Origin of the sequence: Actinomyces sp. oral taxon 175 str. F0384, assembly GCF_000223355.1 — a bacterium.
GTDB lineage: Bacteria > Actinomycetota > Actinomycetes > Actinomycetales > Actinomycetaceae > Actinomyces > Actinomyces oris.
This window is the reverse complement of sequence record NZ_AFUR01000001.1, coordinates 938,772-961,486: the sequence shown is the minus strand read 5'-3', so window position 1 is coordinate 961,486 and position 22,715 is coordinate 938,772. Positions and strand designations below refer to the sequence as shown.

Below are 22,715 nucleotides of genomic sequence, written 5' to 3'. Positions count from 1 at the left end.
AGACGTACTATCTCAACGCCATTGAGGCCCGAGGGTACCTTGTTCGCCGGGCTCCTGCCTCTCTCGCGGTCAGAAACGGCGCCGGCTCCACTGGCACGCCCGGGTCAGCGCTCTGGCAGGTTCGGCGTTTACGATGGCTCCATGACCGATTCCGCTGAGATCGCACGCCTCAAGGCCGAGGCCGCCCAGGCCGCCGCCGAAGCCGCCGCAGCCAAGGCAGCCGCCGCCCAGGCGGCCCTTGACGCCGCCATCGCCTCCACCCCGGCCTCGGCCGAGGAGCAGGCCGGCGAGCCCCGCACTACTGACGCATCGGGCGAGCCCCCCGCTCAGGCAGCCGACGCCGCCCCCTCCGCCGAGCCGGCTGCGGCCGCCGAACAGCCCCAGCAACCGGTGCAGGAGCCAGTTCAGGAGCCGGCACCCGCGCAGGCCGAGACCGCCGCTGCAGCCGACCAGGCATCGGGCAGTCAGGAGGCCGAGGAGACCGGCTACACCGCCCAGGTGCGTTCCGGCTACGCCTTCTCCACCCCCACCCTGCCGGTGGGCACCTACCTCGACACGCTCTCGGGCGGCGAGCCCGCGGCGGTCAAGGACCTGTCGGTGGGCATCCCGCTGGGACTGCTCAACCGGCACGCGCTGGTGGCCGGGGCGACCGGAACCGGTAAGACCCGCACGCTCCAGCTCCTGGCCGAGGGGCTGTCCGCCGCCGGCGTCCCGGTGTTCCTGGCCGACGTCAAGGGGGACCTGACCGGCCTGGCCGAGGCCGGAGCCTCCAACGACAAGATCGCCTCCCGCATCGCCTCCACCGGTCAGGACTGGAAGGGCCAGTCCTTCCCCATCGAGCTGTTCAACCTCGGCGGGTCGGACTCCGGCGCCGGGATCAGCGGCACCCCGATCCGCACGACGGTCACCGAGTTCGGGCCGATCCTGCTCTCGCGGGTCCTGGGCCTGAACGACACGCAGGCCTCCGCCCTCCAGCTGGTCTTCCACTGGGCGGACAGCCAGGGGCTGGCCCTGCTGGACCTGAAGGACCTGCGCGCCGTCGTCGACTACCTGACGAACACGGACGCCGGCAAGGAGGAGCTCAAGACCATCGGTGGGGTCTCCGCGGCCACGGCCGGGGTCATCCTGCGTGAGATCGCCGCCCTGGAGGCGGCCGGCGGCGAGGCCTTCTTCGGTGAGCCGGCGCTCGACGTGCGTGACCTCATGCGGGTCTCCCCCGATGGGCGCGGCATCATCTCCGCCCTGGAGCTGGCCGACATCCAGTCCCAGGGCACGCTGTTCTCCACCTTCCTCATGTGGCTGCTCGCCGAGCTCTACGAGACCCTGCCGGAGGTCGGCGACCCGGACAAGCCCACCATGGTGTTCTTCTTCGACGAGGCGCACCTGCTGTTCTCCGGCGCCTCGAAGGCATTCCTGGAGGCCGTGGTGCGCACGGTGCGGCTCATCCGCTCCAAGGGCGTGGGCATCGTCTTCATCACCCAGTCCCCCACGGACGTCCCCGACGAGGTCCTGGCCCAGCTCGGCAGCCGGGTGCAGCACGCGCTGCGCGCCCACACCCCGGCCGACGCCGCCAACCTCAAGAAGGCGGTCTCCACCTTCCCGGTCAGCCCGGTGGACCTCAGCCGGGTGCTCACGTCGCTGGGCACCGGCCAGGCCGTCGTCAGCGTGCTGGACGAGAAGGGGCGCCCGGCGCCGGTGGCCCCGGTGATCATCAACGTGCCCGCCGCCGTCATGGGGCCTGCCCAGGACGGCACCGTCAGCCAGGTACTGGCCTCCTCGCCGCTGAAACCCAAGTACGCCACAAGTGTGGACAATGAGTCCGCCTACGAGCTGCTGGCCCAGCGGGTCCAGGCCGACGCCGAGGCCGCCGAGGCCGCTCGCGCCGCCGAGCAGGCCGCCAAGGAGCAGGCCAAGGCCGACGCCGCCGCGCAGAAGGCCCTGGAGAAGGAGGCCGCCCGCCAGGCGGCTCAGCGTCAGAAGGAGGCCGAGCGCCTGGAGCGCGAGGCCGTCAAGGAGGCCCAGCGCCGCCAGCGCGAGGCGGAGAGAGCCGCCGAGCGGCGCCAGCGGGAGGTCGAGAAGACCATCGGCTCGGTGGGCCGTCAGATCACCCGCGAGATCACGCGCTCCATCTTCGGCACCCTCAGGCGCCGCTGAGCCCCATCGTCAAGTCGCATGTGCGTCCCCTTGACCAACCCTCATGTGTCAACCTAAAGTTGACGCATGAGGGTTGGGTGGTCGGCGCTGAAGCACGGGATCTCCCGTACGGATGTGGAACATGCCTGGACCAACGCCTTAAGACTGGTCGAGTACGAGTACGAAGGAGAGGAGCGGCTCCTGGTCATCGGGCCAGCAGTTGACGCCACCTTGCTCGAGTTGGTTGCGGTTCCTGCCGCAGAGCCAACCCGGATCATTCATGCCGACCGCCTGCGACCGAAGTTCTACGACTATCTGAGGTGATGACGTTGTCCTCCACACTGACGCACACTCACGACACGACAGGCCTTGAGACTCTCGACCCAAGCACCACGCCTGCCCGGGACGCCGCGCACTTTCGGGCAATCATTGCCGCGAGTCAGCGGGTGCATGACGCCGAGGCCGAGTTGCATGCAGCGGTCGCCCGAGCTCGACAGGCCGGTGACTCTTGGACTGTGATCGGAGCTGCTCTCGGCGTGACCCGGCAGGCTGCACAGAAGCGATTCAGGCACTCTGCCTGAGACCATCACCGAATCATCTTCGTACAGCAGCACGAGGGGCTGCACCAACCATCTCGGATTGGTGCAGCCCCTCGTGCTACTGCTGGGCTACCGCGGCGCGGCCGTGAGCGGCGCCGTCGGGGAGCCCGCCGCGGTCACTCGGGGACGATGCTCACCAGCTTGGGGGCGCGCACGATCACCTTGCGCACGCCGCGCCCGTCCAGGGTGCGGATGACGCCGGGGGCCTCCAGGGCCAGCTTCTCGAGCTCGGCCTCGGAGATGTCGGGGTCGACTTCGAGGCGGTCGCGGACCTTGCCCTTGACCTGGATGACGCAGGTGACCTTCTCGGCGGCCAGCAGCGCCTCGTCGGTCACGACCGGGAAGTCCTCGTGGGCCAGGGAGTGCTCGTGGCCCAGGCGCTTCCAGATCTCCTCGGCGATGTGCGGGGCCACGGGCGCCGTCATGAGGACGAGGGCCTCGACGGCCTCGCGCGGGACTTCCCCGAGCCCGGTGAGGTGGTTGTTGAGGACGATGAGCTTGGCGATGGCCGTGTTCAGGCGCATCCCCTCGTAGTCCTCGCGCACGCCCACGATCGTCTTGGCCACGAGCCGGCGGGTCTCCTCGTCGGCACTCTCGTCAACCACTGTCAGCTCGCCGGTGGTCTCGTCGATGACGTTGCGCCACAGGCGCTGCAGGAAGCGCTGGCTGCCGGCGACGGCGCGGGTGTCCCACGGGCGGTCGGCGTCCAGCGGCCCCATGCTCATCTCGTAGACGCGGAAGGTGTCGGCGCCGTATGCCTCGTACATGTCGTCGGGGGTGACGATGTTCTTCAGGGACTTGCCCATCTTGCCGTACTCGCGGCGCACGGGCTGCCCCTGCCAGAGGTAGCTGGTAGTGCCGTCCTCGGCGGTGACCTCCTCGACCTCGTCGGCGGGCACGTACTGGCCGCGGGAGTCGGTGTAGGCGTAGGCCTGGACGTAGCCCTGGTTGAAGAGGCGGTGGTAGGGCTCGGAGGAGGTGACGTGACCCAGGTCGAACAGGACCTTGTGCCAGAAGCGCGCGTAAAGCAGGTGCAGGACGGCGTGCTCGACGCCGCCGACGTACAGGTCGGTGCCGCCGGAGGTGTTGCCGGCCTGGGGGCGCGGCCCCATCCAGTAGGCCTCGTTGGCCGGGTCGACGAGCGCCTTGTCATCGGTGGGGTCGATGTAGCGCATCTCGTACCAGCACGAGCCGGCCCACTGCGGCATCGTGTTGGTTTCGCGGTAGTAGGTCCGGGGGCCGTCGCCCAGGTCGAGCTCGACCTCGACCCACTCGGTGGCCTTGCCCAGCGGCGGCTCCGGGGAGGAGTCGGCGTCGTCGGGGTCGTAGGAGCGCGGCGAGTAGTCGGTGACCTCGGGCAGCTCGACCGGCAGCATCGACTCGGGCAGGGCGTGGACGCCGCCGTCCTCGTCCCACACGATCGGGAAGGGCTCACCCCAGTAGCGCTGGCGGGAGAAGAGCCAGTCGCGCAGGCGGTAGGTGACCGCACCGCGTCCGGCGCCCTTGGCCTCCAGCCAGCCGATCATAGTGGCCTTGGCCTCGTCCTTGCCCATGCCGTTGATGTCCAGGTCGCCCTGGGCGGAGTTCACGACCACACCGTCACCGGTGTAGGCCTGGGAACTCAGGTCGACGCCGTGGGGGTCGTCGGCCGGGCCGATGGTCTGGATGATGTCGATGTCGTACTTGGTGGCGAAGGCGTAGTCGCGCTCGTCGTGGGCGGGCACGGCCATGATGGCGCCGGTCCCGTAGCCCATGAGGACGTAGTCGGCCACGAAGACCGGCACCTTCGCCCCGTTGACGGGGTTGATGCCGAAGAAGCCGGTGAAGACGCCGGTCTTGACCCGGCCCTCGTCGGTGCGGTCGGTGTCCGACGTCGCCGCGGCCTGGGCGCGGTAGGCGGCCACGGCCTCGGCGGGGGTCGCGTAGCCGCCGGTCCAGGCCTCCTTGGTGCCCTCGGGCCAGGCGGCCGGGACAGTCAGGGCCGCGGCGTCGTCGGCGATCTGGGCCTCGGTGCGCACCGAGCCGGAGGCCTGTAGGCCACCCAGCATGGGGTGCTCGGGGGCCACCACCATGAAGGTGGCGCCGAAGAGGGTGTCGGGGCGGGTGGTGTAGACGCTCAGCGACGCGTCCTGCTGGGCGCCTTGTCCGGCCCCGGGGACGGTGAAGGTCACCTCGGCGCCCTCGGAGCGTCCGATCCAGTTGCGCTGCATGAGCTTGACCTTCTCGGGCCAGTCCACGGTGTCGAGGTCCTCGGCGAGGCGGTCGCCGTAGGCGGTGATTCGCATCATCCACTGGCGCAGGTTGCGCTTGAAGACCGGGTAGTTGCCCCGCTCGGAGCGGCCCTCGGAGGTGACCTCCTCGTTGGCCAGCACCGTGCCCAGGCCGGGGCACCAGTTGACGGGGGCGCTGGAGACGTAGGCCAGGCGGAAGGAGTCGACGACCTCGGCCTGCTCGGCGGCGCTCAGGGCGTCCCAGTCGCGGCCGTCGGGGACGGGGACCTGGCCGGAGGTGAGCTTGTCGCGCAGTTCGGTCACCGGCCGGGCCGCCCCCTTGCCGCGGCCGTCGCGGCGCGGGGCCTCGGGATCGAACCAGGAGTTGAAGACCTGCAGGAAGATCCACTGGGTCCAGCGCACGTAGTCGACGTCGATCGTGGCCAGGGAGCGGCGCGGGTCGTGGGACAGGCCCAGGCGGCGCAGCTGGCGGCGCATGTTGGCGATGTTGGCCTCGGTGGAGATGCGCGGGTGCTGGCCAGTGGTGACGGCGTACTGCTCGGCGGGCAGGCCGAAGGCGTCGTAGCCCATCGTGTACAGGACGTTCCTGCCGGTCATCCGGGTGAAGCGAGCGACGACGTCGGTGGCGATGTAGCCCAGCGGGTGGCCCACGTGCAGTCCCTTGCCGGAGGGGTAGGGGAACATGTCCAGCAGGAAGAACTTCTCCTTGTCCGCCCCGGGGCCGGCCAGAGCGCCGACTGGGTTGTCGGCGTTGAAGGTGCCCTCGGCCTCCCAGCGGTCCTGCCAGGCGGTCTCGATGGAGTCCGCCAGCTCCGCCGTGTAGCGGAAGGGGGTGTCGGACTCGACCGGTGCGGTTCTCTCTGACATCGCAGCAGCGCTCTTTTCCTACTCGTGCTTCCTGGTGCTGGGGCACAGCCTATCGCCCGCCAGCAGTGGCGCCCGGCGGCGTCCGTCCCACGGGCGGGCGAGACCGGTCACGTCGGCAGAGCCCAGCGAGGTTCGAGCGGTCTCTGCGGGCCGTCACGCCGACTCCGAGAGAGAAGGCGCCGGCGATAAAGGCACCGACCAAGCGGACGCTCGTTGCTATCGAGCCATTTTCATGATGATGACGCAGCGCGGGCTCCGGGAACCACTGCTACACTGTACATATGTTCGAAGGTGGCGTGCTTCCTCTCCTCCCGACCGGTGGTGCGGTCGGGACGCCGGACGCGCCCGCCGGGGCTCCTACGTCGGTACCGCAGGTCTCGGCGGAGGACACGGCAGGCCTGTTGGCGTCCCTGGGTGCGGGCCGGGCGCTGGCCGGTGTGGTGGAGGGGCTGCTGGCCCGCCTGCTGGTGGCTGCCCAGGACGCCGACGACGAGTGCTCCACCGCCGACGGGGATGCAGCGCCGCCCCTCTTCACCAAGGAGCCGGGTACTGACGTGGCGCTGGTGGCCGCCTCCGAACAGCACCGGACGATGGGCGTGGAGGAGGTCGGCACTTCGGGACTGATCGGCCTGGGGGCCTCGGGTTTGGGGGAACTGGCCGCGGCCTGCCGCCGTCTGGCGGCCTGGGCCACCTGGGGCGAGGCTCTGGCGGCGGCCTGCCTGACCGGGTGCCCTGAGTTGTCGAGTCACCCGGGCCAGTGGGGCCCGCATGCTGAAGTCTCTCCGGTGGTGGGTTATGAGGAACGTCGGTTCAATGCCACCTGTCTGCTCTCCACCCGCCTGGGCATCTCTCGGACTCGGGCCGGTCAGATGGTGGATCACGGCCAGGCCCTCATGAGCATGGGCTTCGCCCCGGTCGAGGCCATGGAACGCTGCGGGGTCCTGGACGCGGCGAAGGCGTTCCTGGTGACCCGCCGCCTGGAAGACGTACCCACTCCGGTGGCGCTTGCGGTCCAGGACAAGGTTCTGCCTAAGGCGCCTAGGCGGAGCGTGTCGCAGGTGGGGCGGGATCTGGATCGGGCCCTGATGGAGATCGACCCTGACGGCCACGCTGAGCGGAGCCAGAACAATACCGAGCGGCGGCGTGTGTCGCGCCCCCGGCCTGCGGGAGAGGGCCTCTGCCAAGTCCGGCTTCTGCTGCCGACCATGGACGCCCTGCTGCTGGACGCCACCCTGGACGCGATCGCCGCTTCGGCGCGGGCCTGCGGCGAGAAGCGCACCCTGGGTCAGCTGCGAGCCGATGCCATTACCGCGATGACCCTCTCAACACTGCGCACCAGCCAGATCGCGGCCTTCAGCCAGCCGACCCAGGGTGTTTCCGGCGATCGGACTGAGAGGCAAGCCGGCGGGGACAGCTCGCCAGCACAGGCCTCTTCGCCCGTGATATCAACAAGCTCACGTGCTTCCCACGACGACTCGAATACCGATGCCACGGCGGACGCAGACCCGCGGAGACTGCTGCCTGACGGGGTACCTCTGGAAGGGCTCCTGGGCGCTTTGAGCGGCCTGGTGGGATCGAACAGCCCGTGGTGGACCCCTTCAGCCACCGGTCACCTTCCTCTGCCAGAAGGCATCCCCATCGACGTCAACGTCACCGTTCCTCTGAGCAGCCTGGTTGGTCTGGCTCTGCCGGAAGAGGGCCCCACCGGCGGCGTCGATCCCAGAGGCGGCGGACCCGGCACCTCATCCGAAGACAACCAGCTCCGGGACGGCATTCCTGGGGGCTGTGGCCCTGGGGACAGCGAGAGCCCCGACGACCCCCGCTGTCTTGATCCAGGTGGAGCCGGCCCTGGCGAGAACTCCACCGCCACGCCCGGGCCTCTCAACAGCGCAGACTCCCCGAGCGGTGGGAGAAATCTGCCCACCCCCGGTGGGAGAAGTCTGCCCGGGTCTCGAGGGAGGAGTCTGCCTGAACTCGCCCCGGTTGCTCCCACCATCCAGCCCACCGCCCAGCTCGTCTCCCCGTTTTCCGCCACACCAGTAGAGGTCGCTGAGGTGAGGATCGGGGCGCGCAGCGCAGCGGTACCGGCCATGACTGCCTGGGCCCTGGCGGTCGGCGGGACCTGGAGACGCCTGGTGACCGACCCCGCCAGCGGCACCGTCCTGGACGTCGGCCGCACCAGGTACCGGCCCCCGGTGGGACTTGCGGACCTCGTAAGAGCCCGCGCAAAACATGTGTCTTCCCCACCTGCCAGACTCCGGCCTCCCGCTGCGACATCGACCACCTCACCGCCTGGAGCCAGGGCGGGACCACCAGCCTGGACAACCTCGTGGTGCTCTGTCAGGCCCATCACCGACTCAAGCACACTCCCGGATGGGCACTCACCAGAGACCGTGACAGCGGGGTTCTGTCCTGGCACACCCCGGACAAGACCGTCTATCGGCGCCACCCGGACGGCACCATCGACCGCCTGCCCCACAAGGTCGGCCCCCACCAGCACCTTATTCCCAGCACCGTCGTCCCGGCCGACCTGAGCCGGCAGATCGGCCCCGAGCTCATCGACCGACTCAACACCGCCCTCGACCTCACCCAGCCCAGCAGCGGCAATGCCCGCCTCGTGACCCGAGGCCCCTTACCCGGCGAAAAGGCGGGAGACTACGAGACCACCCCTCATCCGAGGGCCGCCCACTCCCTGGGACTAGCGCCCCTCATCGACCAAGCCCCACCCTTCTGACGAGGACGAAGCGAGTAGCCTCGGGGCTACGCGAGCGCCGCGCTGTTCATCTGCGCGGGTACGAACTCGCCCCAGCCGTCCTCGACGAGGCCGGCCCGCAGGCGCTCCATGGCGGCGTCGAGCTCGGGGGCCTCGGGGTGGCGGGCCGAGGAGAAGGACAGGTCCTCCTCGCAGCGGATCGGCAGCACGTGCAGGTGCAGGTGGTCGACACCGTAGCCGGCCACGACGAGCCCGGCGCGGGGCGCCTCGAAGACGCGCACCTGTGCAGCTCCAATGCGCTTGGCGACCACGGCCAGGTGCGCCACCACGTCATCGGGCGCGTCCACGTAGGAGTCGACCTCAAGCCGCGGCACCACGAGGACGTGCCCGTCGGTGTGCGGCTCAATGGTGGCGAAGGCGACGCAGACCTCGTCCGCCCACACGAAACGGCCGGGGATCTCGCCGGCGATGATCTTGGTGAAAATCGTGCTCATGGCCCCATTGTCCCCCAGCCACGCCCGGATCCGTCCAGACCCCGCCCCTGGTCAGGCCAGCAGCCACAGGGAGCCGTCGGGGATGATGGCCTCCGGGGCGCCCGCGGGCACTGCGCCGCGTGAGGCGTCGTCGTCCAGCAGGGCGATGACGGTCGCCCGCCTGCGGCCGCCGCCCTCCACGGCCGGCGCCACGGTGCCCCGATCGCGGATCCGCACCCGACTGTCCAGCCCGATGCCGGCCCGCTCCAGGCGGCGCAGCGTCTCGGTGTCGTCCTGGATCCGTCCGACGACGCCGTCAGAGCCCACCGGAAGCGTCTCCAGGCCCACCAGGTCGGGCACGATGAGGCGGCCGTCGGCCGTGGGGATCGGGTCCCCATGCGGATCACGGGTGGGGTGCCCCAGGACCGCGTCGAGCCTCTCCAGCAGCCGCTCAGAGACGGCGTGCTCGAGCTCCTCGGCCTCAGCATGCACCTCGTCCCAGCCGAAGCCGAGCCGAGTGACCAGGTAGGTCTCCAGGATGCGGTGACGGCGGATCATGCCCATGGCCCGACGTCGCCCCTCCTCGGAGAGGGTGACGGCCTTGTAGGGCTCGTGGACGAGCAGCCCCTCCTCCACGAGGCGAGCCACGTTCTCCGAGGCGGTCGAGGGGGCCACCTCCATGCGTTTGGCCAGACCGGTGACGGAGGCGCCCGCGCCGCCCCACTCGCACGCGGCCCACACGACCTTGAGGTAGTCCTGCGTGACGGTCGAGTCCCCCGCCACCGAGGACTTCCCGCCGGATCCGCTTGGAGCCCTCCGCTCCTTGGGCGCAGTCACCCGAACAGCCTCGCCAGCTGGCCGCCGAAAGCGATGACGATGGTGAGAACCACCGCCAGGTACATCGCCGCCGTGATCCACCAGCGGGCCTTGAGCACGTCCAGCGCCAGGTTGTCACGCAGCCCCAGGTGCCCGCCGGCCGCGGCCCAGGCCCAGGAGTGAGCAGCCACCGGGATGGTGACGGACCAGATGACCATGCAGAAGGGGCAGAGCTTGCCGAAGGTCATGATGGATACGGACAGGAACCAGATGACGAAGGCGATCCCGCCGAGGCTGCCGGCGCTGAGCCCCCACCACATCCAGCGCGGCAGGCGCGCACCGCTGAGCAGTACCAGGCCGATCGCGGCCAGGGCCCCGAAGGTGATGGCCCCGACGAAGGAGTTGGGCACCCCCAGCAGGTTTCCCTGCCACACATTGAGGGAGTCGCCGCAGGACACCAGGGGGCTGACGTCGCAGACGAGCTCCGCGTACGGGTTGCGCAGCAGGTTGAGCTGGGCGGTGATGAGCTCCCAGCAGGCGAGGATCCCGATCAGTGCGCACACGGTGAGCAGCCAGCCGAATCCCCGCTCGGCCCCGGAGCGCCGCAGCCAAGCTGGGCGCGCGGACGAGCCCTCGCCGGTATCACGACGAGCGCGCCGGTCGAGCTCTTGAGCGGGGCCGGAGCCCAGGTAGGCCTCGAGCTCTTCCTCGCTCATCTCATCGATCTCGGCATCTGTGGGCATGCGCGACATCGTCAGTCTCCTCACCGGTGGTGCGTCAGCAGTTCTTCTGGGCCTCGTAGGGTTATCAGGACGAGAGCGTATGCCACATACGGTCACCTCTGTCCTACCCGTCCGAGGAATCGCTCTCCCCCTGGGGCTCGCCCTCCTCTGGCTGCGTGGCTTCCTCGGGCCTCGCGCTCTGTGGGGCCTGAGTCGGTGTCGGCACCGGGGTGGCCGACGCCGTCGGGCTCGGGGTCGAAGCCATCGTGGCCGTCGTCTGTCCCGCGGCGATACCGGGCACGGACCGCCAGGCCCCCACTGTCACCGAGGCGTCGGAGTGGAGGATGACGGCACGCCAGGCCACCAGCGCGCCGGCGGAGTCGAAGGACATGACGTGGAGGAAGGCGTCCTCAGTGACCGACCCCAGGGACGTGCCGCCCTTGCCTGCGCCCGAGATGATCCCGGTGACGGGCAGACCGGTTCGGGGGCTGATCGTCGTGGTCATCCCCCGTTCGGCGTGGACGTGCCCGGCCAGGAGCAGCGGCGCGCAGCCCTCCTTGGTGAGCGTGTCGAAAGTGGCGGGCTGATGAATGAGGACGACGTCGACCTGCGTGCTCCCGCAGCTGGTCGTGGCCAGGCGGGAGGCGATCTTCTCGGTGGTCTCCCCGTTGCGGGGTTTGGTGCCCGCAGCTGTTGTGCGCTCGGCGTCGTCGTGCCCCAGGAAGGTGATCCCGGCGACCGTCTGGACCGAGCCGTTGGTGACGGTCCACCCCTGGGAGCGCAGGCGGGCGGCCGTGGCGTCGGAGTCGTGGTTGCCGATCGTGGCGACCTTCTTCGTCGAGCTCGGGACCGCCTGGGTCAGCGCGTCGACGCACACCCGCTCCGGGTCCGAGCCGGTCATGGTCAGGTCGCCGTCGTCCATGTGGATGTCGGCGCCCGAGAGCTGGTCAAGGACCCCGGAGAAGGCGATGACGTCGAGGTTGCAGTGCAGGTCCGTGGTGAGCACGGCGGTCTTGCGTCCCCGCTCTGGCACTGATCGGGCCCCGGTCACCGAGATCGAGGGCGTCGCGGTGGCCCGTGGGCTCTCAGAGGGCTGCGGGGCGGTGCCGGGCTCCGGGTCGGGGCCGGCATCCACCAGGGTCTTCGCGGAGGAGGCCCTGACCCGGCTCTGAAGGCTCTCGGTGTCCACCTTGCCGTCGACGGCGGTGACGTCCACCAGGCCCTCAGTCTGCTCGGCGGCCTTCCATGCGGCCCGCAGGTTGGTGTCCGCCTTGGCGTAGAAGCCCTTGTTCGTCTCCACGAAGGTGCGCACCTTGGATCCGTAGGCGGTGACGACGTCGGCGATGCGTCCCGAGAAACGCGCCTGGGCCAGCGGCGTCCCCTCCAGGACGGACAGGGTGGAGCCCGGCGAGGTGGCCGTGCGCATGGCCGGCACCAGGAGGGAGGCCGCGGTGGCCACGGTCGCACAGGCCGCCACGGTGGTGGCCCAGCGGTGCGAGGCGCCGGCTCGGACGGTCTCGCGCCAGGGCTTGGTCGGCGCCAGGCGCCAGGCGGCCACACAGCACAGGAAGATCGCCTCAACGACCCCGGCCCGGCGCAGGGCGTCACCGGCCAGTGCGTAGAGGCCCTGCCGGATCGTCAGGTCGGGGTGGGAGACCAGTGAGAGGTAGGAGGTCGCGTCGGAGGACAGTGACTGGCCCACGCTGGCGGCATTGGCCGTATTGGGTGTCGGATCGCCCGGGATCTCCCCCAGAACCACCTTGACGCCGAGCATCCCTGCCGGGGACTCAAGCGAGGCCGTTCCCAGCGGCCCGAGGTCCAGTGTGACGGTGGAGTCCAGGGTCGTCGACCAGGTCGCCTCATGCGGGCCGACCGGTGACGAGGCCGTCGCCGTGGACAGACCCAGCAGGAGGGAGACGAGGCTGGAGGCCAGGATCATGGCCGCTGTTCCGATCACCGTGCGGGTGCCGGGGCGACGACGACGCCACCACAGGCGCGGCGACAGCAGCACCGTGGCGACCAGGGCGCAGCAGCGTCGCACGGCCGTCAGCGGACCGTCCCGCAGGTCTCCTGCTCGCTCGGCGGTGCCGGTATCGGCGTCGGCTCCGGTGTCAGGGCCTGAAGATGTCTGTAACACCGCTCGCCTCAGAGCCGAGCACCCAGCGAGACCTGGGCGGCCGGGTCCTCACCGCCGTGCACGTCAGAGGCGATCAGACGCGCCAGGGAGGTGACGTAGGCAACGGTGTCCTGCCAGCCGCTCACGGCCTGGCAGGGAACGCCCAAGGCCTTGACGGGGTAGTCGTTGCCCTCCGGGTCCAGGCGGTCGCCGACGAAGATCATCTCCTCCAACGCGATGCCGGTCATCTCCGCCAAGCGCTTCATGCCGTAGGCCTTGTCCACCCCTTTGAGGGTGATGTCGACACTTGTGGAACCGCCTGAGCGAACCTCCAGGTCCGGAAGGAGCGGGGCGACGGCGTCACGCAGGGCGGCCTTCTTCTCACCCGTGGGATCCCACGCGCGTTTGGCGTCCAGGGGGGCCTCCTGCCCCAGTGCGGAGAAGGTGATCTGGCTGCCGCGGTCCTCCAGGATCGCCCCCCAGGTCTGCTCCTCCCACAGACCGAGGCGTCGCGCCTGGGCCTCGACGATCTCAAAACCGGTGCGGATCTGCTCAGGGGTGAGGTCGTTGGCGTAGACCAGCGTCCAGGCGTCCTCATCGCTCTGGGCACGGGAGGGGTCGTAGGTGTAGTAGCGCGTTCCGCAGGTGGGCATGAGGTGAAGCCGGGAGAGCTCATCGGCGTCGGCGTCGAGGTGGGCCAGGACCTGGTCGCGGAACTGCCCCACCTGCCCACCGGAGATGATGCAGACGGGGACGACGTCGAGCAGCCGCCTGAGCGCTGTGGCCATGGCCGGTGGCATGGCCGACTTGGAGGGCGCCAGCGTGTCGTCGAGGTCGAAGGCCACCAGGCGGGGCAGCGCCCGGGGGCTCACATCAGTCTGAGTCATAGGCGTATTGTGTCCCACCCGCCTGGAAACCGGCCGAACCGGGCCCCAGACGGGTGGTGGAGTCAGTCTCTCTTCTCAGGCGGTCTCGTCAGCGGATCTCAGTGAACCGCACTGCGAACCGGTCCAGTCAGTCGGTCTGCTCGGGGTGAAGCATGTGCTCGCGGGCCCGCGCCGAGGCCTCGGCCCGGGCGTCGCGGTCCTCGCGGCGTCCGCGCGAGATGAGCGCGGTGATGGAGACCGCCAGACCGCCCCAGATGATGACGATGGCGAGCAGCATGATGAGCACGGCGATTCCGGTCATCTCAGTCCTCCTCCTGGTAAGCGGCCTCCAGCGTGAGGGCCTCGAACTCGTCCACCGGGGTCCTCCAGGGGATGAGGCTCATGACGGCGGTGCCCAGGGCAACCACCAGCAGCATCCCCCATCCGAAGACCATGACGAAGCCGCTGGAGTAGGCCTCCGACTCATATCCTTCGGACAGGTACGTCCACAGGGTCTGAATGAACATGTACCCCAGCAGGACGGGGACGACGGCGCCAACGAGGACCCTCCACCACAGGCCGATCATCCGGGACTCGGAGACGGCGTTGAGGTGGTCCTGAAGCAGCTTCGTGCGCCGCAGCAGCCAGGCGACCACCACGCACATGATGATGGCCGAGACGACCACGCCGATGTTGTTGATGAAGGCGTCCACGACGTCGAGGTCCGGCAGGCCCGAGCTGGTGGCGAACAGGACGAAGGACAGGATGGCGGCCGGGACGCCGACGACGAGGGAGGCCGCCTTCGGAGTCAGGTCGAGCTTCTCCCCCACGCCGGCGGCGACCACCTGGATGATGGAGATGAAGGAGGTCAGCCCCGCCATGGAGAAGGAGGCGAAGAAGAGCACCCCGAAGAGCGCACCTCCGGGCATCTGGGAGATGACGGTGGGGAAGGTGATGAAGGACAGGGAGGGCCCGGTGATCTTCATCTCGCTGATCCCGACGTGCTGCGTGTGCGCCATGAAGCCGAGGGTCGCAAAGACGCCGATCCCTGCGAACAGCTCGAAGGAGGAGTTGGCGAAACCCGCCACGAGGCCGGTTCCCACCAGGTTGGAGCGGCGCCGCTGGAGGTAGGAGGCGTAGGTGAGCATGATGCCGAAGCCCACGGACAGGGAGAAGAAGATCTGCCCGAAGGCCGCCATCCACACCTGGTAGTCCAGCAGGGCAGACCACTTGGGCGTGAACAGGGCATTGAGCCCCTCCCCCGCGCCCGGGAGCAGGAGGGCGCGCACCACGAGGCCGGCGAACATGATGACCAGCAGCGGCAGGAAGATCTTGTTGGCCTTCTCCAAACCTCCACTCACGCCCAGGGCGGTCACCACCAGGCCGAAGCCCCATACGAACAGCAGCGGCAGGGCCACGCCCATGACGACTGACGGCGAGTAGGCAACCTCGGAGCCGAGCCGGTCCATCCCGATGTAGTGCTGGAAGAAGCCCGCCGCGTCGTCGCCCCAGGCGATGTTGACGGAGAAGAACATGTAGCGCAGGGACCAGGCCACGACCACCGCGTAATAGGTCATGATGACGAAGCAGATGAAGACCTGGAACCATCCCAGCCACTCGAGCCTGGTGGACAGGCGCCGGAAGACCGCCGGTGGCGAGCCCCGGAAGCGATGCCCCAGGGCGTAGTCGAGGAAGAGGATCGGCAGCCCGGCCGCCAGCAGCGCGATGACGTAGGGGACGATGAAGGCGCCGCCGCCGTTGGTGTAGGCCACCCCTGGGAAGCGCCAGATGTTTCCCAGGCCGATCGCCGAGCCGATGGCGGCGATGAGGAAGCCGAGCTGCCCGCTCCACTGCTCGCGCGGGGGAGCCTGAAGAGACTCGCTCTCCCCTGTCTTGGAGGACATGAGTACCTTCCGTGATATGACGAATGGAGGCGGCCCAGGGGCCACCTCTTCCTGCGGACTGGTCGCAGGCCCTTTTGTCGTTGGACGCTAGTCGAGCGACCACGATGTGTCGTCTGACGTCCACGATACGGACAGTCGTCAGGGTGGTCACCTGTCTTTTCTCACGCGATCCATGCCACACTGAACACTACTGTTCACACCTGATTCACCACCCCGATAGGACCCCCATGGCCACCCCTCACATCGCTGCAGAGCCCGGAGACTTCGCTCCCGCCGTCCTCATGCCCGGCGACCCCAAACGGGCCCAGCGCATCGCCGAGCTCCTCATGGATGACGCCCGTCTCGTCACTGACGTGCGTGGGATGCTGGGCTTCACCGGGACCGTGAACGGCAGGCCGCTGAGCGTCATGGGCTCAGGGATGGGGCAGCCCTCCTTCACGATCTATGCCACCGAGCTGTTCAGCCAGTTCGGGGTGGAGCGGATCATTCGGGTGGGCACTGCCGGCGCCCTGTCCCCGAAGGTCAAGGTCGGCGACGTCATCGTGGCCACCGGCGCCCACACGGACTCCTCCATGAACCAACTGCGCATCCCGGGCGTCAACTTCAGCGCCGTGGCGGACTTCCGGCTGGCCTCGGCCGCGTACCAGGCCTCGCAGCTCGAAGGGGCTCAGGCTGGAGGAGCAGTCCACCTGGGCACCGTCATGTCACGGGACCACTTCTACTTCACCCCCCAGGGGCAGACCGAGGCGTTGGCGAGCTACGGGGTCCTGGGAGTGGAGATGGAGGCCGCCGCCCTCTACGGGGTCGCCGCCGAGTACGACAAGCAGGCGCTGGCGATCCTGACCGTCTCCGACCACCTGCTGGACCACTCCAGCGACATGAGCGCCGCCGAGCGCGAGACACGTTTCACAGACTCCCTGCGCCTGGCCGTGGCCGCCGCGCACAGCTGATCGGCGCACGGCCTTCGGGCTTGCCGGCCTGTCCGGGCGACCCGGGCAACAGCGACTCCCCTGAGGCGGGGCGGGCACAGCTCGCCCCGCCCTTGACATCAGTGCCCTCCACACAGCGGAAAGTCCTCGACCGCACTCGCGCAGGACTGCCTTACCTGCGAGGAATAACGAAAGTCGACGGCACACAACCCCGACTTTCCCCGAGGGCCGCAAACGGACCCGAACACCTTCTCCTTGGCCGCTAAAACGGCGTTATTTCAACGTTCTTCGACATGCCGGGAGGCAGGGCAGGCTGTCCTTCGTTGCCGGGGAGCGGATGCGGATTTACGTTATTCATGTCCGCAGCGCACATCCGCTCGAAAGGAAAAGCATCATGTCCGTCACCAAGATCTCCTCCTGCACCACCACCTCCTGCGCCTTCAACAACGGCGGCTGCACCGCCTTTGCCATCACCGTCGGGGGCGACAACGGCGCACCGGCCTGCGACACCTTCATCAGCCTCGACGCCCGCGGCGGCCTGCCGGTGGCAGAGGGCCACGTGGGTGCCTGCCAGCGTCTCGAGTGCGTCCACAACAAGGACCTCATGTGCACGGCTGAGGCCGTGACCGTCGGGGGCGACACCGCCGCCTGCACGACCTACGAGGTCCGCTGACCGGAAGGCTCTCCAGCTCGAGCGGCTGGGGGCCAACGGGGGATGCCACCACATGGTGGTATCCCCCGTTTCGGTATTCGCGGCCAGCTGGTCGTAGCCGCGGCTGAGCTGACGGCCTCAGGGCCGGGTCAGGCGCTGCGGCAGAGCGTGAGAGGCCAGCTTCTCCAGGGCCGGCCCCACCTCGCCGGCGTCGGCCAGTGCCTGCCCGAAGGAGACCACGAGTGTGGTGACCTCCTCACCGGTGATGGACATGAGGGTCACCCCGTGAGCATCGACGTCGACGCACAGGGTCCTGTCCCACAGCGTCGGGCACACCCCGACGGCGGGGCGGGAGGAGCAGATCCATCCGGGCATCTGTCCCTCACGCACGGCCTCGCACACAGCCCGCAGACCGAGCTGACCGACGGCACTGACCGCCTCGTGAGCGTCCATGATCTCCTGAGGGCTCCAGGAGGCTGAGGGCGCCGCAGCGGCATCGGCCGAGTCGATATCGAGGATCTCCTCGATGTCGTGGCTGGAGACCCCGGAGACGCAGTGAAGCATGACCCGTTCACAGGTGATGACGCCCAGCCGGCCGCCGGGACCCGCGGCGATCTCCCGGACCCGCTCGAGCGGATCCTCCCCGACGATGGCGCAGTGGCAGGCAGAAGCCCGAGAGGAGGCCAGCAGCAGGGCGCGGTCCTCGCCCTCGACCCAGGTCAGGCTCCCCAGCAGGTGAGCGGTGGCAGCCGTGATACGCACACCGGGCTCGGCGGCGTCGAGAGTGATATCGAGTCGGATGTCGACGGCGACGTCGTCGGGCGCGATGGCCAACGGGGTCCCCTGGGGAGGACATGCGGCAACGAGGATCCGACCATCGGCCCGCAAGGCATGAGCGACGAAGGCGGCCGGCGCGGAGGGGTCGATGCGGTAGGCCGTTACCGCGGCGCTCCCACTGCCGGCCAGAAGACGCCGGGCCGTGCGCCGGGCACGCTGCATGATGTCGGGAACCTGAACGGACGTCACACGCTTACCTTCCTACCGTGTTGCCGCACGTGGGGGCGGGTGCTCCGGGCAACATCTGAAGGTGAGGCTACCCTCAGAGTGCCCGAGGGGCCAGTTCCTTGCTGAAACCCGCACGTGGAGCGTGTCTCAGCGAGCCAGCCCGGGACGATGAATCATTCCGGTTTGGTAGAGGCAGTGATGACAGGAAGGATCACTGCCCCCATCAACCCCAGGGCGATTCACTATACGACCCACAGCCATCAACACGCCTGCACGCAGCCGCTTGACACACCACATAGGGGCACCCTCTGAGTTCTCAGGCAACTACACCTACCAGAAAAGCCCCGCAGGAACTGCCACCATACAAAGAGACCACCCGAGGTGGGCGCGACCGTGGCGGATTTGGGCGAACGGTTCAGCGTGCACCGCCGCACGACGGCCGCGCATCTTGTTCGCCGCTCGGTGCCGATGCGTAGCCAGGGGCTCACCGAGGATCAGGTGCCTGAGGCCGCGCGGCTCTACGATAAGGGTTTGACGCTGATGGAGTTCAGCCTGCACTGTGGAGTCAGCCAGGGAGGGCAGCAAAAAGGGTTGTGGCCGCGGAGTGTGTTGAGATTTGCCCCCGCGCCGACCGCCATCGGATTAGTGGGTGATATCACCCTCAGTGCGCTCGGCCCAGTACTCGGCGTGGGAAGGCTCCCTAAACCCTGTCCGACGACGTACAGGGGCACGCCGATGTAGTCCAATGTCACCTAACCTCCGCGAATGCACAGAAGCCGAGGCCGAGGCGGTCGAACTTAGCGACCGCGGATGCTTCGCGGTCGCTGATCGTGATGAGGAGCTGGTCGAATCCCGACCGCGTCGTACCGACATCGTGGAACTCGCTCACGACCTCTTAGCCCACGAGGTAGTCGCTACATGCGTGCTGTTGATTGGGCGAGGCACCGACCGACGCGGGTGTCGTGGGCCATGAGTCCATCGATCAATGTCACGCAGCGGGGCCTCGCATGATCGCCTCACTCCCATCGGCTACCGCCGACGGATTCTCATGCTCCCAGAACCGGAGGACCGTCCACCCGCACTGGCTGAGAAGCGCACTGGTCTCAAAGTATCTCGCTGACGGTTCCGCAGCGCATGCCGCGCGAGTGAGCGATGCGACGCACAGCCCACTCGATGCCGGTGTCTCCGCTGCGGTTCGTCTGTATGACTTTGAGAGCCGCGGGGCTCGATGCCCACGACCCTACGCCCATGCTCGAACCTTACACCGGGGCTAAGCCGGCGACTCAGACATCCATGGGCCGTCTGTATGCCTTGGCTCGGGCCCGGTCGAGATGCTCGCGAGCCTTCACCAACCTCGCATCAGCGGCTGGGAGCAGCGGTACATCCGGAACTTCATCTATGAAGGCGCGGATGGCCTGCCCATGCATCTCAGTGAATCGCGGCGGCACGGCTTCGCCAATCATTTCACGCAGGTTAGTGTGCCCCCACCGTTTCAGAGCATCCCCCCATTTGAAGTCGGTGGGGAGCGTCTGGATGTGGGCACACTCGTAGGGGCTCAGAACCCGGTTCTCCCAAGGGTGGATCGTCTTGTCGCTTCCGACGTGGCCGCTTGCAGTCGTGACCGTCGATGCAGGAGCATCGACTTTCATCCGCGTGTAACTACTGGTGCGGAATCCCTTGACGAGCCGCCAGGAGTCCTTGTCTTTGACGACCGGCCGTAGCAATGGTGCATTGCATGCCGAGCAAAGCGCTGCGTCGGGGTCTTGCGTGGTTGCGGAACAGGAGGAGCACTGCTGGTTGGCCCATGCCCCCTTCCCCGAGTTTGGTGGAATCGCCGCGACCATACGGTACTGGCGATCGTCCCAGACCGGAACGGAGTGCATGGGGTTGGCCGGGTCAGCGGCCTTCTGAGCGTCGGACGCGTCGAGGGCAGCGGCTGAAAGCTCTTGAAGCGACTCAGTGATCGTCACCTGCTTACCGCCCCAATCGCTCGCGTGCGTGGGAACGGGAAACGGCGAGAACTCTTCGTGCCGAGCGAGGCGCTTGTCATCCTTACGGATCAGGGTAAGGAAGGATCGCTTACGCGTCTGTGGCACGCCCCAATCAGCTAGGTCGGCGATCATTGAGAAGACGTCGTAGTCGTCGGACAAAGCCTCGATGAGAAGCAGCGCCGCACTGATCGGGCCACCGCTTGCGGGGTGGGGAACTACCCGGGTGAGAAAGGCCGGCACATTCTCCACGACGATCGCCCGCGGCTTGAGCTCTCGGGCGACTGCCTCGATCACGGTGACCAGGAGATTGCGCGGATCACGGCCGCCCGCCGTGTGGTCGTCATGGCTGCCGAGGCCACCGCGGGCGCTGCTCATCCCCTGACAGGGTGGGCAGGCAGCGAGAAGGTCTGGCCGCTTCACCCCCTCGGACGCTCTCCACCTATCGATCACGGTCGTCCAGGTCTTCCGGAGGTCTCCAGGCACACCGACTGCCGTCGGGTGGTTGGCGAGTGCCACCGAGAGTCGATTGGGGTTGAGTTCAGCCATGACTTTGAACTCAAAGCCGGCCTTCTTGTAGCCGACATCACCCGCCCCACAATTGGAGAACAGGCTCAGAGCTTTCACGATCCGCTCCCTTGGATCGCTTTGGCGGCGTCGGCTGCGTCGTCTCGCGCCTGCAGGAATGCCTCATTGGTTCGGCGAGCACGATTGCGGAAATCATCCCACGAGAGTTGGAATACCTCATTAGCAAAGACGACCTTATTGTACGCCTCCCGATTTATCGGATCCTTGATCGCAACGGAGTCCACGACGAGGTCGATCCGCCACTTCCGTGGAAACTCCGCTGCCATGTCCGGGTTGCTCTCGAAGAAATTGCGAAGTGCGACTACGTATCTGAAGAGCCGGATGAAGTCCTCATCATCCAGGGCGTGGCCGGATGCCTTGATTTCGACGAAGTGGAGCATGCCACCAACTGCCACGAGTGTGAAGTCAGGTCGCTTCTTCTCGTACTCGATCACGAGCTTGGCCTCGATGCCATGTTCGCGCTGGAGGTAGTTTTCGAACGAGGTCTTGAAGGTCTTTAGGCTCTGGTTCGCAGTGATGACCGTCCAGTCGGGTTGGATAAGCCAGGGCGCTTCGGTGATAATTCGCTGCAGCGCGGCCTCGTCGCGGGCGGTGTCGAAGATGATGTTGTCGAGTTGATCGAGCACGCGCACTCGCTCGCTGGCGATCTGAGCGTAGGAGGCTGCCTCGGCAACGCGGGTCTTGCCGAATAGGTCTACAAGCTCTTCGAGCGTCGGCTCTTGTCCGCCGGTGCGAGTGCGTTCGAAGTCCTGAAACGCGGTGACAAGCGCCTGGTGGGGAGCGACTGAGAGGATGACCTGCGCGAGCCCTTCTACATATTCGGTGTCGGTGAGTTCGTCCTCGGCTGCGAACCCGCCGATGCTGTCGCCGATGCTTAGCGCGACCTTAATGACGGACTCGTCCAAGAAGCGTTCGCGCGCACGACGTTCGAGGTCCGCAACCTCGCGGAAGCGCTTCTTGACCTTCTCGCGTCTTGGCTGGCGGCCCAGGCGGCCGATTTCGCGGACGATGTCGGCGCCCCATGTCCGCAACGCGGAGCCCTTTTCAGACTCCCACAGAATGGACTGTCGGTCCGTTCTGACAAGGTCGTCGTCATCGTCGTCATCGAGCCAGTCCGCATGCACCTCTCCGACCATGTATGAGCGAGTCGCGAACTCGCCGGTGAAGCCGGCACGCTGCTCGAAGTCTCGTGTGGTCGCGACGATCTTGCCGCGCGCGTAGATGCGCACGCCGGCCATCTCCTCGTTACGGTACGACTCGGTCGCCATTGCTACCCATCCTGAAACCTGTAGGAGCGTGCCATTTCCGACAGGCACGGGCCTGGTGCTGAGGTCGATGCGGGTCGCTTCCACGACATCAATCTGGAACTTCTGCATCGTGAGCGGCGGCTCTGCGGGCCTGCGCGAGTCTCGCACGATCACGTCAAAGTCGGTGGCGGCCAGGGCAAATCGACGCTCAAGCTGCCGCATGAAAACCTCGGCGCTAGGAACCCTCTTGGGGAGGAAGCCGGTCAGTATAACCTTTGTGCCGGAATCGGGCTGATAGGTGCCGTCGAAAGCACCCTTGTCGAGCTGCGCCGGGATGTCGCTGTCCTCGCCAATGATTTTGTCGAAGTCCATGAGGAAGTGACTCGTTAGATGACCTGAAGCTGTCTTGTCACCACCCGACGAGATGACTTCAATTTGCTTGCATATGCCGAATGGAGCCAACTTTCCGATGCCCTTCCGGCCCATTACTGGGCGGTTAAGCCTGCGGCTGCGCGCACCAGCCCCTCCAGACTTTCGACGATCTGCACCCACCCGTAGGTAGTAGGCACGCGCCTCATCGGGAGTGAGACCGTGCCCGTTGTCGGTGACAGTCACTGTCCACTCCGGTAGGGCCGGGTCTTGGACACTGAGCAGCGTGGCAAGTGGGAGCTCGACGCTGACCTCGGTGGCATCTGCGTCGTAACTGTTGGCAACCAACTCGGCGACGACCGCGCTCACCCGGTCGTACAGCTTCACACCGAGCTTGTCGATGGTAAGGCGAGAGATTTTAAGCTCGTAGCCATCATTGTCAGCCTGCTCAGGGGCCACAACAGCCGCACTCTCACTCATGAGTTAAGAATAGCCCA

General features: G+C 67.6%; 16 protein-coding genes and 1 pseudogene. 5 read left to right on the top strand and 12 right to left on the bottom strand.

Features of this window, described 5'->3' with window-relative positions; all coding sequences use genetic code 11:
* Positions 1–141 precede the first annotated feature (141 nt).
* Positions 142–2,154 carry a helicase HerA-like domain-containing protein gene (locus tag HMPREF9058_RS04020; protein WP_009747396.1) on the top strand — a complete coding sequence of 671 codons (2,013 nt, stop codon included), beginning with the start codon at positions 142–144 and terminating at the stop codon, positions 2,152–2,154.
* A 66-nt stretch (positions 2,155–2,220) separates the two neighbouring features.
* The gene (locus HMPREF9058_RS04015) at positions 2,221–2,457 is read left to right on the top strand and encodes a hypothetical protein (protein WP_043537623.1); all 237 of its coding nucleotides are present in this window, start codon (positions 2,221–2,223) and stop codon (positions 2,455–2,457) included.
* Positions 2,458–2,848: 391 nt separating this feature from the next.
* Here the strand turns inward: HMPREF9058_RS04015 and HMPREF9058_RS04010 are convergent, their stop codons facing one another.
* Positions 2,849–5,830: a leucine--tRNA ligase gene (locus HMPREF9058_RS04010; RefSeq protein WP_009747461.1), complete on the bottom strand. Its 2,982-nt coding sequence runs from the start codon at positions 5,828–5,830 to the stop codon at positions 2,849–2,851.
* Positions 5,831–6,111: 281 nt separating this feature from the next.
* Here HMPREF9058_RS04010 and HMPREF9058_RS04005 point away from each other — a divergent pair.
* Positions 6,112–8,564, top strand: a pseudogene (locus tag HMPREF9058_RS04005) (DUF222 domain-containing protein).
* 26 nt (positions 8,565–8,590) lie between these two features.
* Here the strand turns inward: HMPREF9058_RS04005 and HMPREF9058_RS04000 are convergent.
* From HMPREF9058_RS04000 to HMPREF9058_RS03975, 7 genes are all read right to left on the bottom strand, one after another.
* Positions 8,591–9,037, bottom strand: coding sequence for an HIT family protein (locus HMPREF9058_RS04000; RefSeq protein ID WP_009405422.1), 447 nt, complete (start codon positions 9,035–9,037; stop codon positions 8,591–8,593).
* A 51-nt stretch (positions 9,038–9,088) separates the two neighbouring features.
* A complete protein-coding gene (locus tag HMPREF9058_RS03995) occupies positions 9,089–9,853 on the bottom strand; it encodes a metal-dependent transcriptional regulator (RefSeq protein ID WP_009406180.1) in 765 nt (254 codons plus the stop codon).
* A complete protein-coding gene (locus tag HMPREF9058_RS03990) occupies positions 9,850–10,584 on the bottom strand; it encodes a vitamin K epoxide reductase family protein (RefSeq protein ID WP_009405640.1) in 735 nt (244 codons plus the stop codon). The genes HMPREF9058_RS03995 and HMPREF9058_RS03990 overlap by 4 nt, the downstream gene beginning before the upstream one ends.
* 94 nt (positions 10,585–10,678) lie before the next feature.
* Complete coding sequence (locus HMPREF9058_RS03985; protein ID WP_009406337.1) at positions 10,679–12,691, bottom strand: serine/threonine protein phosphatase; 2,013 nt, start codon at positions 12,689–12,691, stop codon at positions 10,679–10,681.
* A gap of 8 nt (positions 12,692–12,699) precedes the next feature.
* Complete coding sequence (locus tag HMPREF9058_RS03980) at positions 12,700–13,557, bottom strand: HAD hydrolase family protein (RefSeq protein WP_009406224.1); 858 nt, start codon at positions 13,555–13,557, stop codon at positions 12,700–12,702.
* Positions 13,558–13,684: 127 nt separating this feature from the next.
* A complete protein-coding gene (locus tag HMPREF9058_RS12980; RefSeq protein WP_004565149.1) occupies positions 13,685–13,858 on the bottom strand; it encodes a methionine/alanine import family NSS transporter small subunit in 174 nt (57 codons plus the stop codon).
* A 1-nt stretch (position 13,859) separates the two neighbouring features.
* Entirely contained in the window at positions 13,860–15,440 is a 1,581-nt protein-coding gene (locus HMPREF9058_RS03975; RefSeq protein ID WP_009406093.1) for a sodium-dependent transporter, read from the bottom strand.
* Between the two features lie 227 nt (positions 15,441–15,667).
* Between HMPREF9058_RS03975 and deoD the strand changes: the two genes are divergently transcribed.
* Positions 15,668–16,390 (top strand): purine-nucleoside phosphorylase, encoded by a 723-nt coding sequence (gene deoD / locus HMPREF9058_RS03970; protein ID WP_009747440.1) that lies wholly within the window; start codon positions 15,668–15,670, stop codon positions 16,388–16,390.
* Between the two features lie 373 nt (positions 16,391–16,763).
* Positions 16,764–17,042 carry a DUF1540 domain-containing protein gene (locus HMPREF9058_RS03965; RefSeq protein WP_004565152.1) on the top strand — a complete coding sequence of 93 codons (279 nt, stop codon included), beginning with the start codon at positions 16,764–16,766 and terminating at the stop codon, positions 17,040–17,042.
* 117 nt (positions 17,043–17,159) lie between these two features.
* Here HMPREF9058_RS03965 and HMPREF9058_RS03960 read toward each other — a convergent pair whose 3' ends face one another.
* The 4 genes from HMPREF9058_RS03960 to HMPREF9058_RS03945 all read right to left on the bottom strand — a co-directional run bounded on the left by HMPREF9058_RS03960 (position 17,160) and on the right by HMPREF9058_RS03945 (position 22,698).
* The gene (locus tag HMPREF9058_RS03960; RefSeq protein WP_009747549.1) at positions 17,160–18,047 is read right to left on the bottom strand and encodes a hypothetical protein; all 888 of its coding nucleotides are present in this window, start codon (positions 18,045–18,047) and stop codon (positions 17,160–17,162) included.
* A gap of 727 nt (positions 18,048–18,774) precedes the next feature.
* Positions 18,775–18,915: a hypothetical protein gene (locus tag HMPREF9058_RS13585; protein WP_175284667.1), complete on the bottom strand. Its 141-nt coding sequence runs from the start codon at positions 18,913–18,915 to the stop codon at positions 18,775–18,777.
* Between the two features lie 394 nt (positions 18,916–19,309).
* Positions 19,310–20,641, bottom strand: coding sequence for a DNA cytosine methyltransferase (locus tag HMPREF9058_RS03950; RefSeq protein WP_009406331.1), 1,332 nt, complete (start codon positions 20,639–20,641; stop codon positions 19,310–19,312).
* Complete coding sequence (locus HMPREF9058_RS03945) at positions 20,638–22,698, bottom strand: ATP-binding protein (RefSeq protein ID WP_139018935.1); 2,061 nt, start codon at positions 22,696–22,698, stop codon at positions 20,638–20,640. The genes HMPREF9058_RS03950 and HMPREF9058_RS03945 overlap by 4 nt, the downstream gene beginning before the upstream one ends.
* Between the last annotated feature and the right edge of the window lie 17 nt (positions 22,699–22,715).

Coding starts and splice junctions, on each gene's coding strand:
- HMPREF9058_RS04020 (WP_009747396.1), top strand. CDS start 142: ATGACCGATTCCGCTGAGATCGCACGCCTCAAGGCCGAGGCCGCCCAG.
- HMPREF9058_RS04015 (WP_043537623.1), top strand. CDS start 2,221: ATGAGGGTTGGGTGGTCGGCGCTGAAGCACGGGATCTCCCGTACGGAT.
- HMPREF9058_RS04010 (WP_009747461.1), bottom strand. CDS start 5,830: ATGTCAGAGAGAACCGCACCGGTCGAGTCCGACACCCCCTTCCGCTAC.
- HMPREF9058_RS04000 (WP_009405422.1), bottom strand. CDS start 9,037: ATGAGCACGATTTTCACCAAGATCATCGCCGGCGAGATCCCCGGCCGT.
- HMPREF9058_RS03990 (WP_009405640.1), bottom strand. CDS start 10,584: ATGTCGCGCATGCCCACAGATGCCGAGATCGATGAGATGAGCGAGGAA.
- HMPREF9058_RS03980 (WP_009406224.1), bottom strand. CDS start 13,557: ATGACTCAGACTGATGTGAGCCCCCGGGCGCTGCCCCGCCTGGTGGCC.
- HMPREF9058_RS12980 (WP_004565149.1), bottom strand. CDS start 13,858: ATGACCGGAATCGCCGTGCTCATCATGCTGCTCGCCATCGTCATCATC.
- HMPREF9058_RS03975 (WP_009406093.1), bottom strand. CDS start 15,440: ATGTCCTCCAAGACAGGGGAGAGCGAGTCTCTTCAGGCTCCCCCGCGC.
- deoD (WP_009747440.1), top strand. CDS start 15,668: ATGGCCACCCCTCACATCGCTGCAGAGCCCGGAGACTTCGCTCCCGCC.
- HMPREF9058_RS03965 (WP_004565152.1), top strand. CDS start 16,764: ATGTCCGTCACCAAGATCTCCTCCTGCACCACCACCTCCTGCGCCTTC.
- HMPREF9058_RS03945 (WP_139018935.1), bottom strand. CDS start 22,698: ATGAGTGAGAGTGCGGCTGTTGTGGCCCCTGAGCAGGCTGACAATGAT.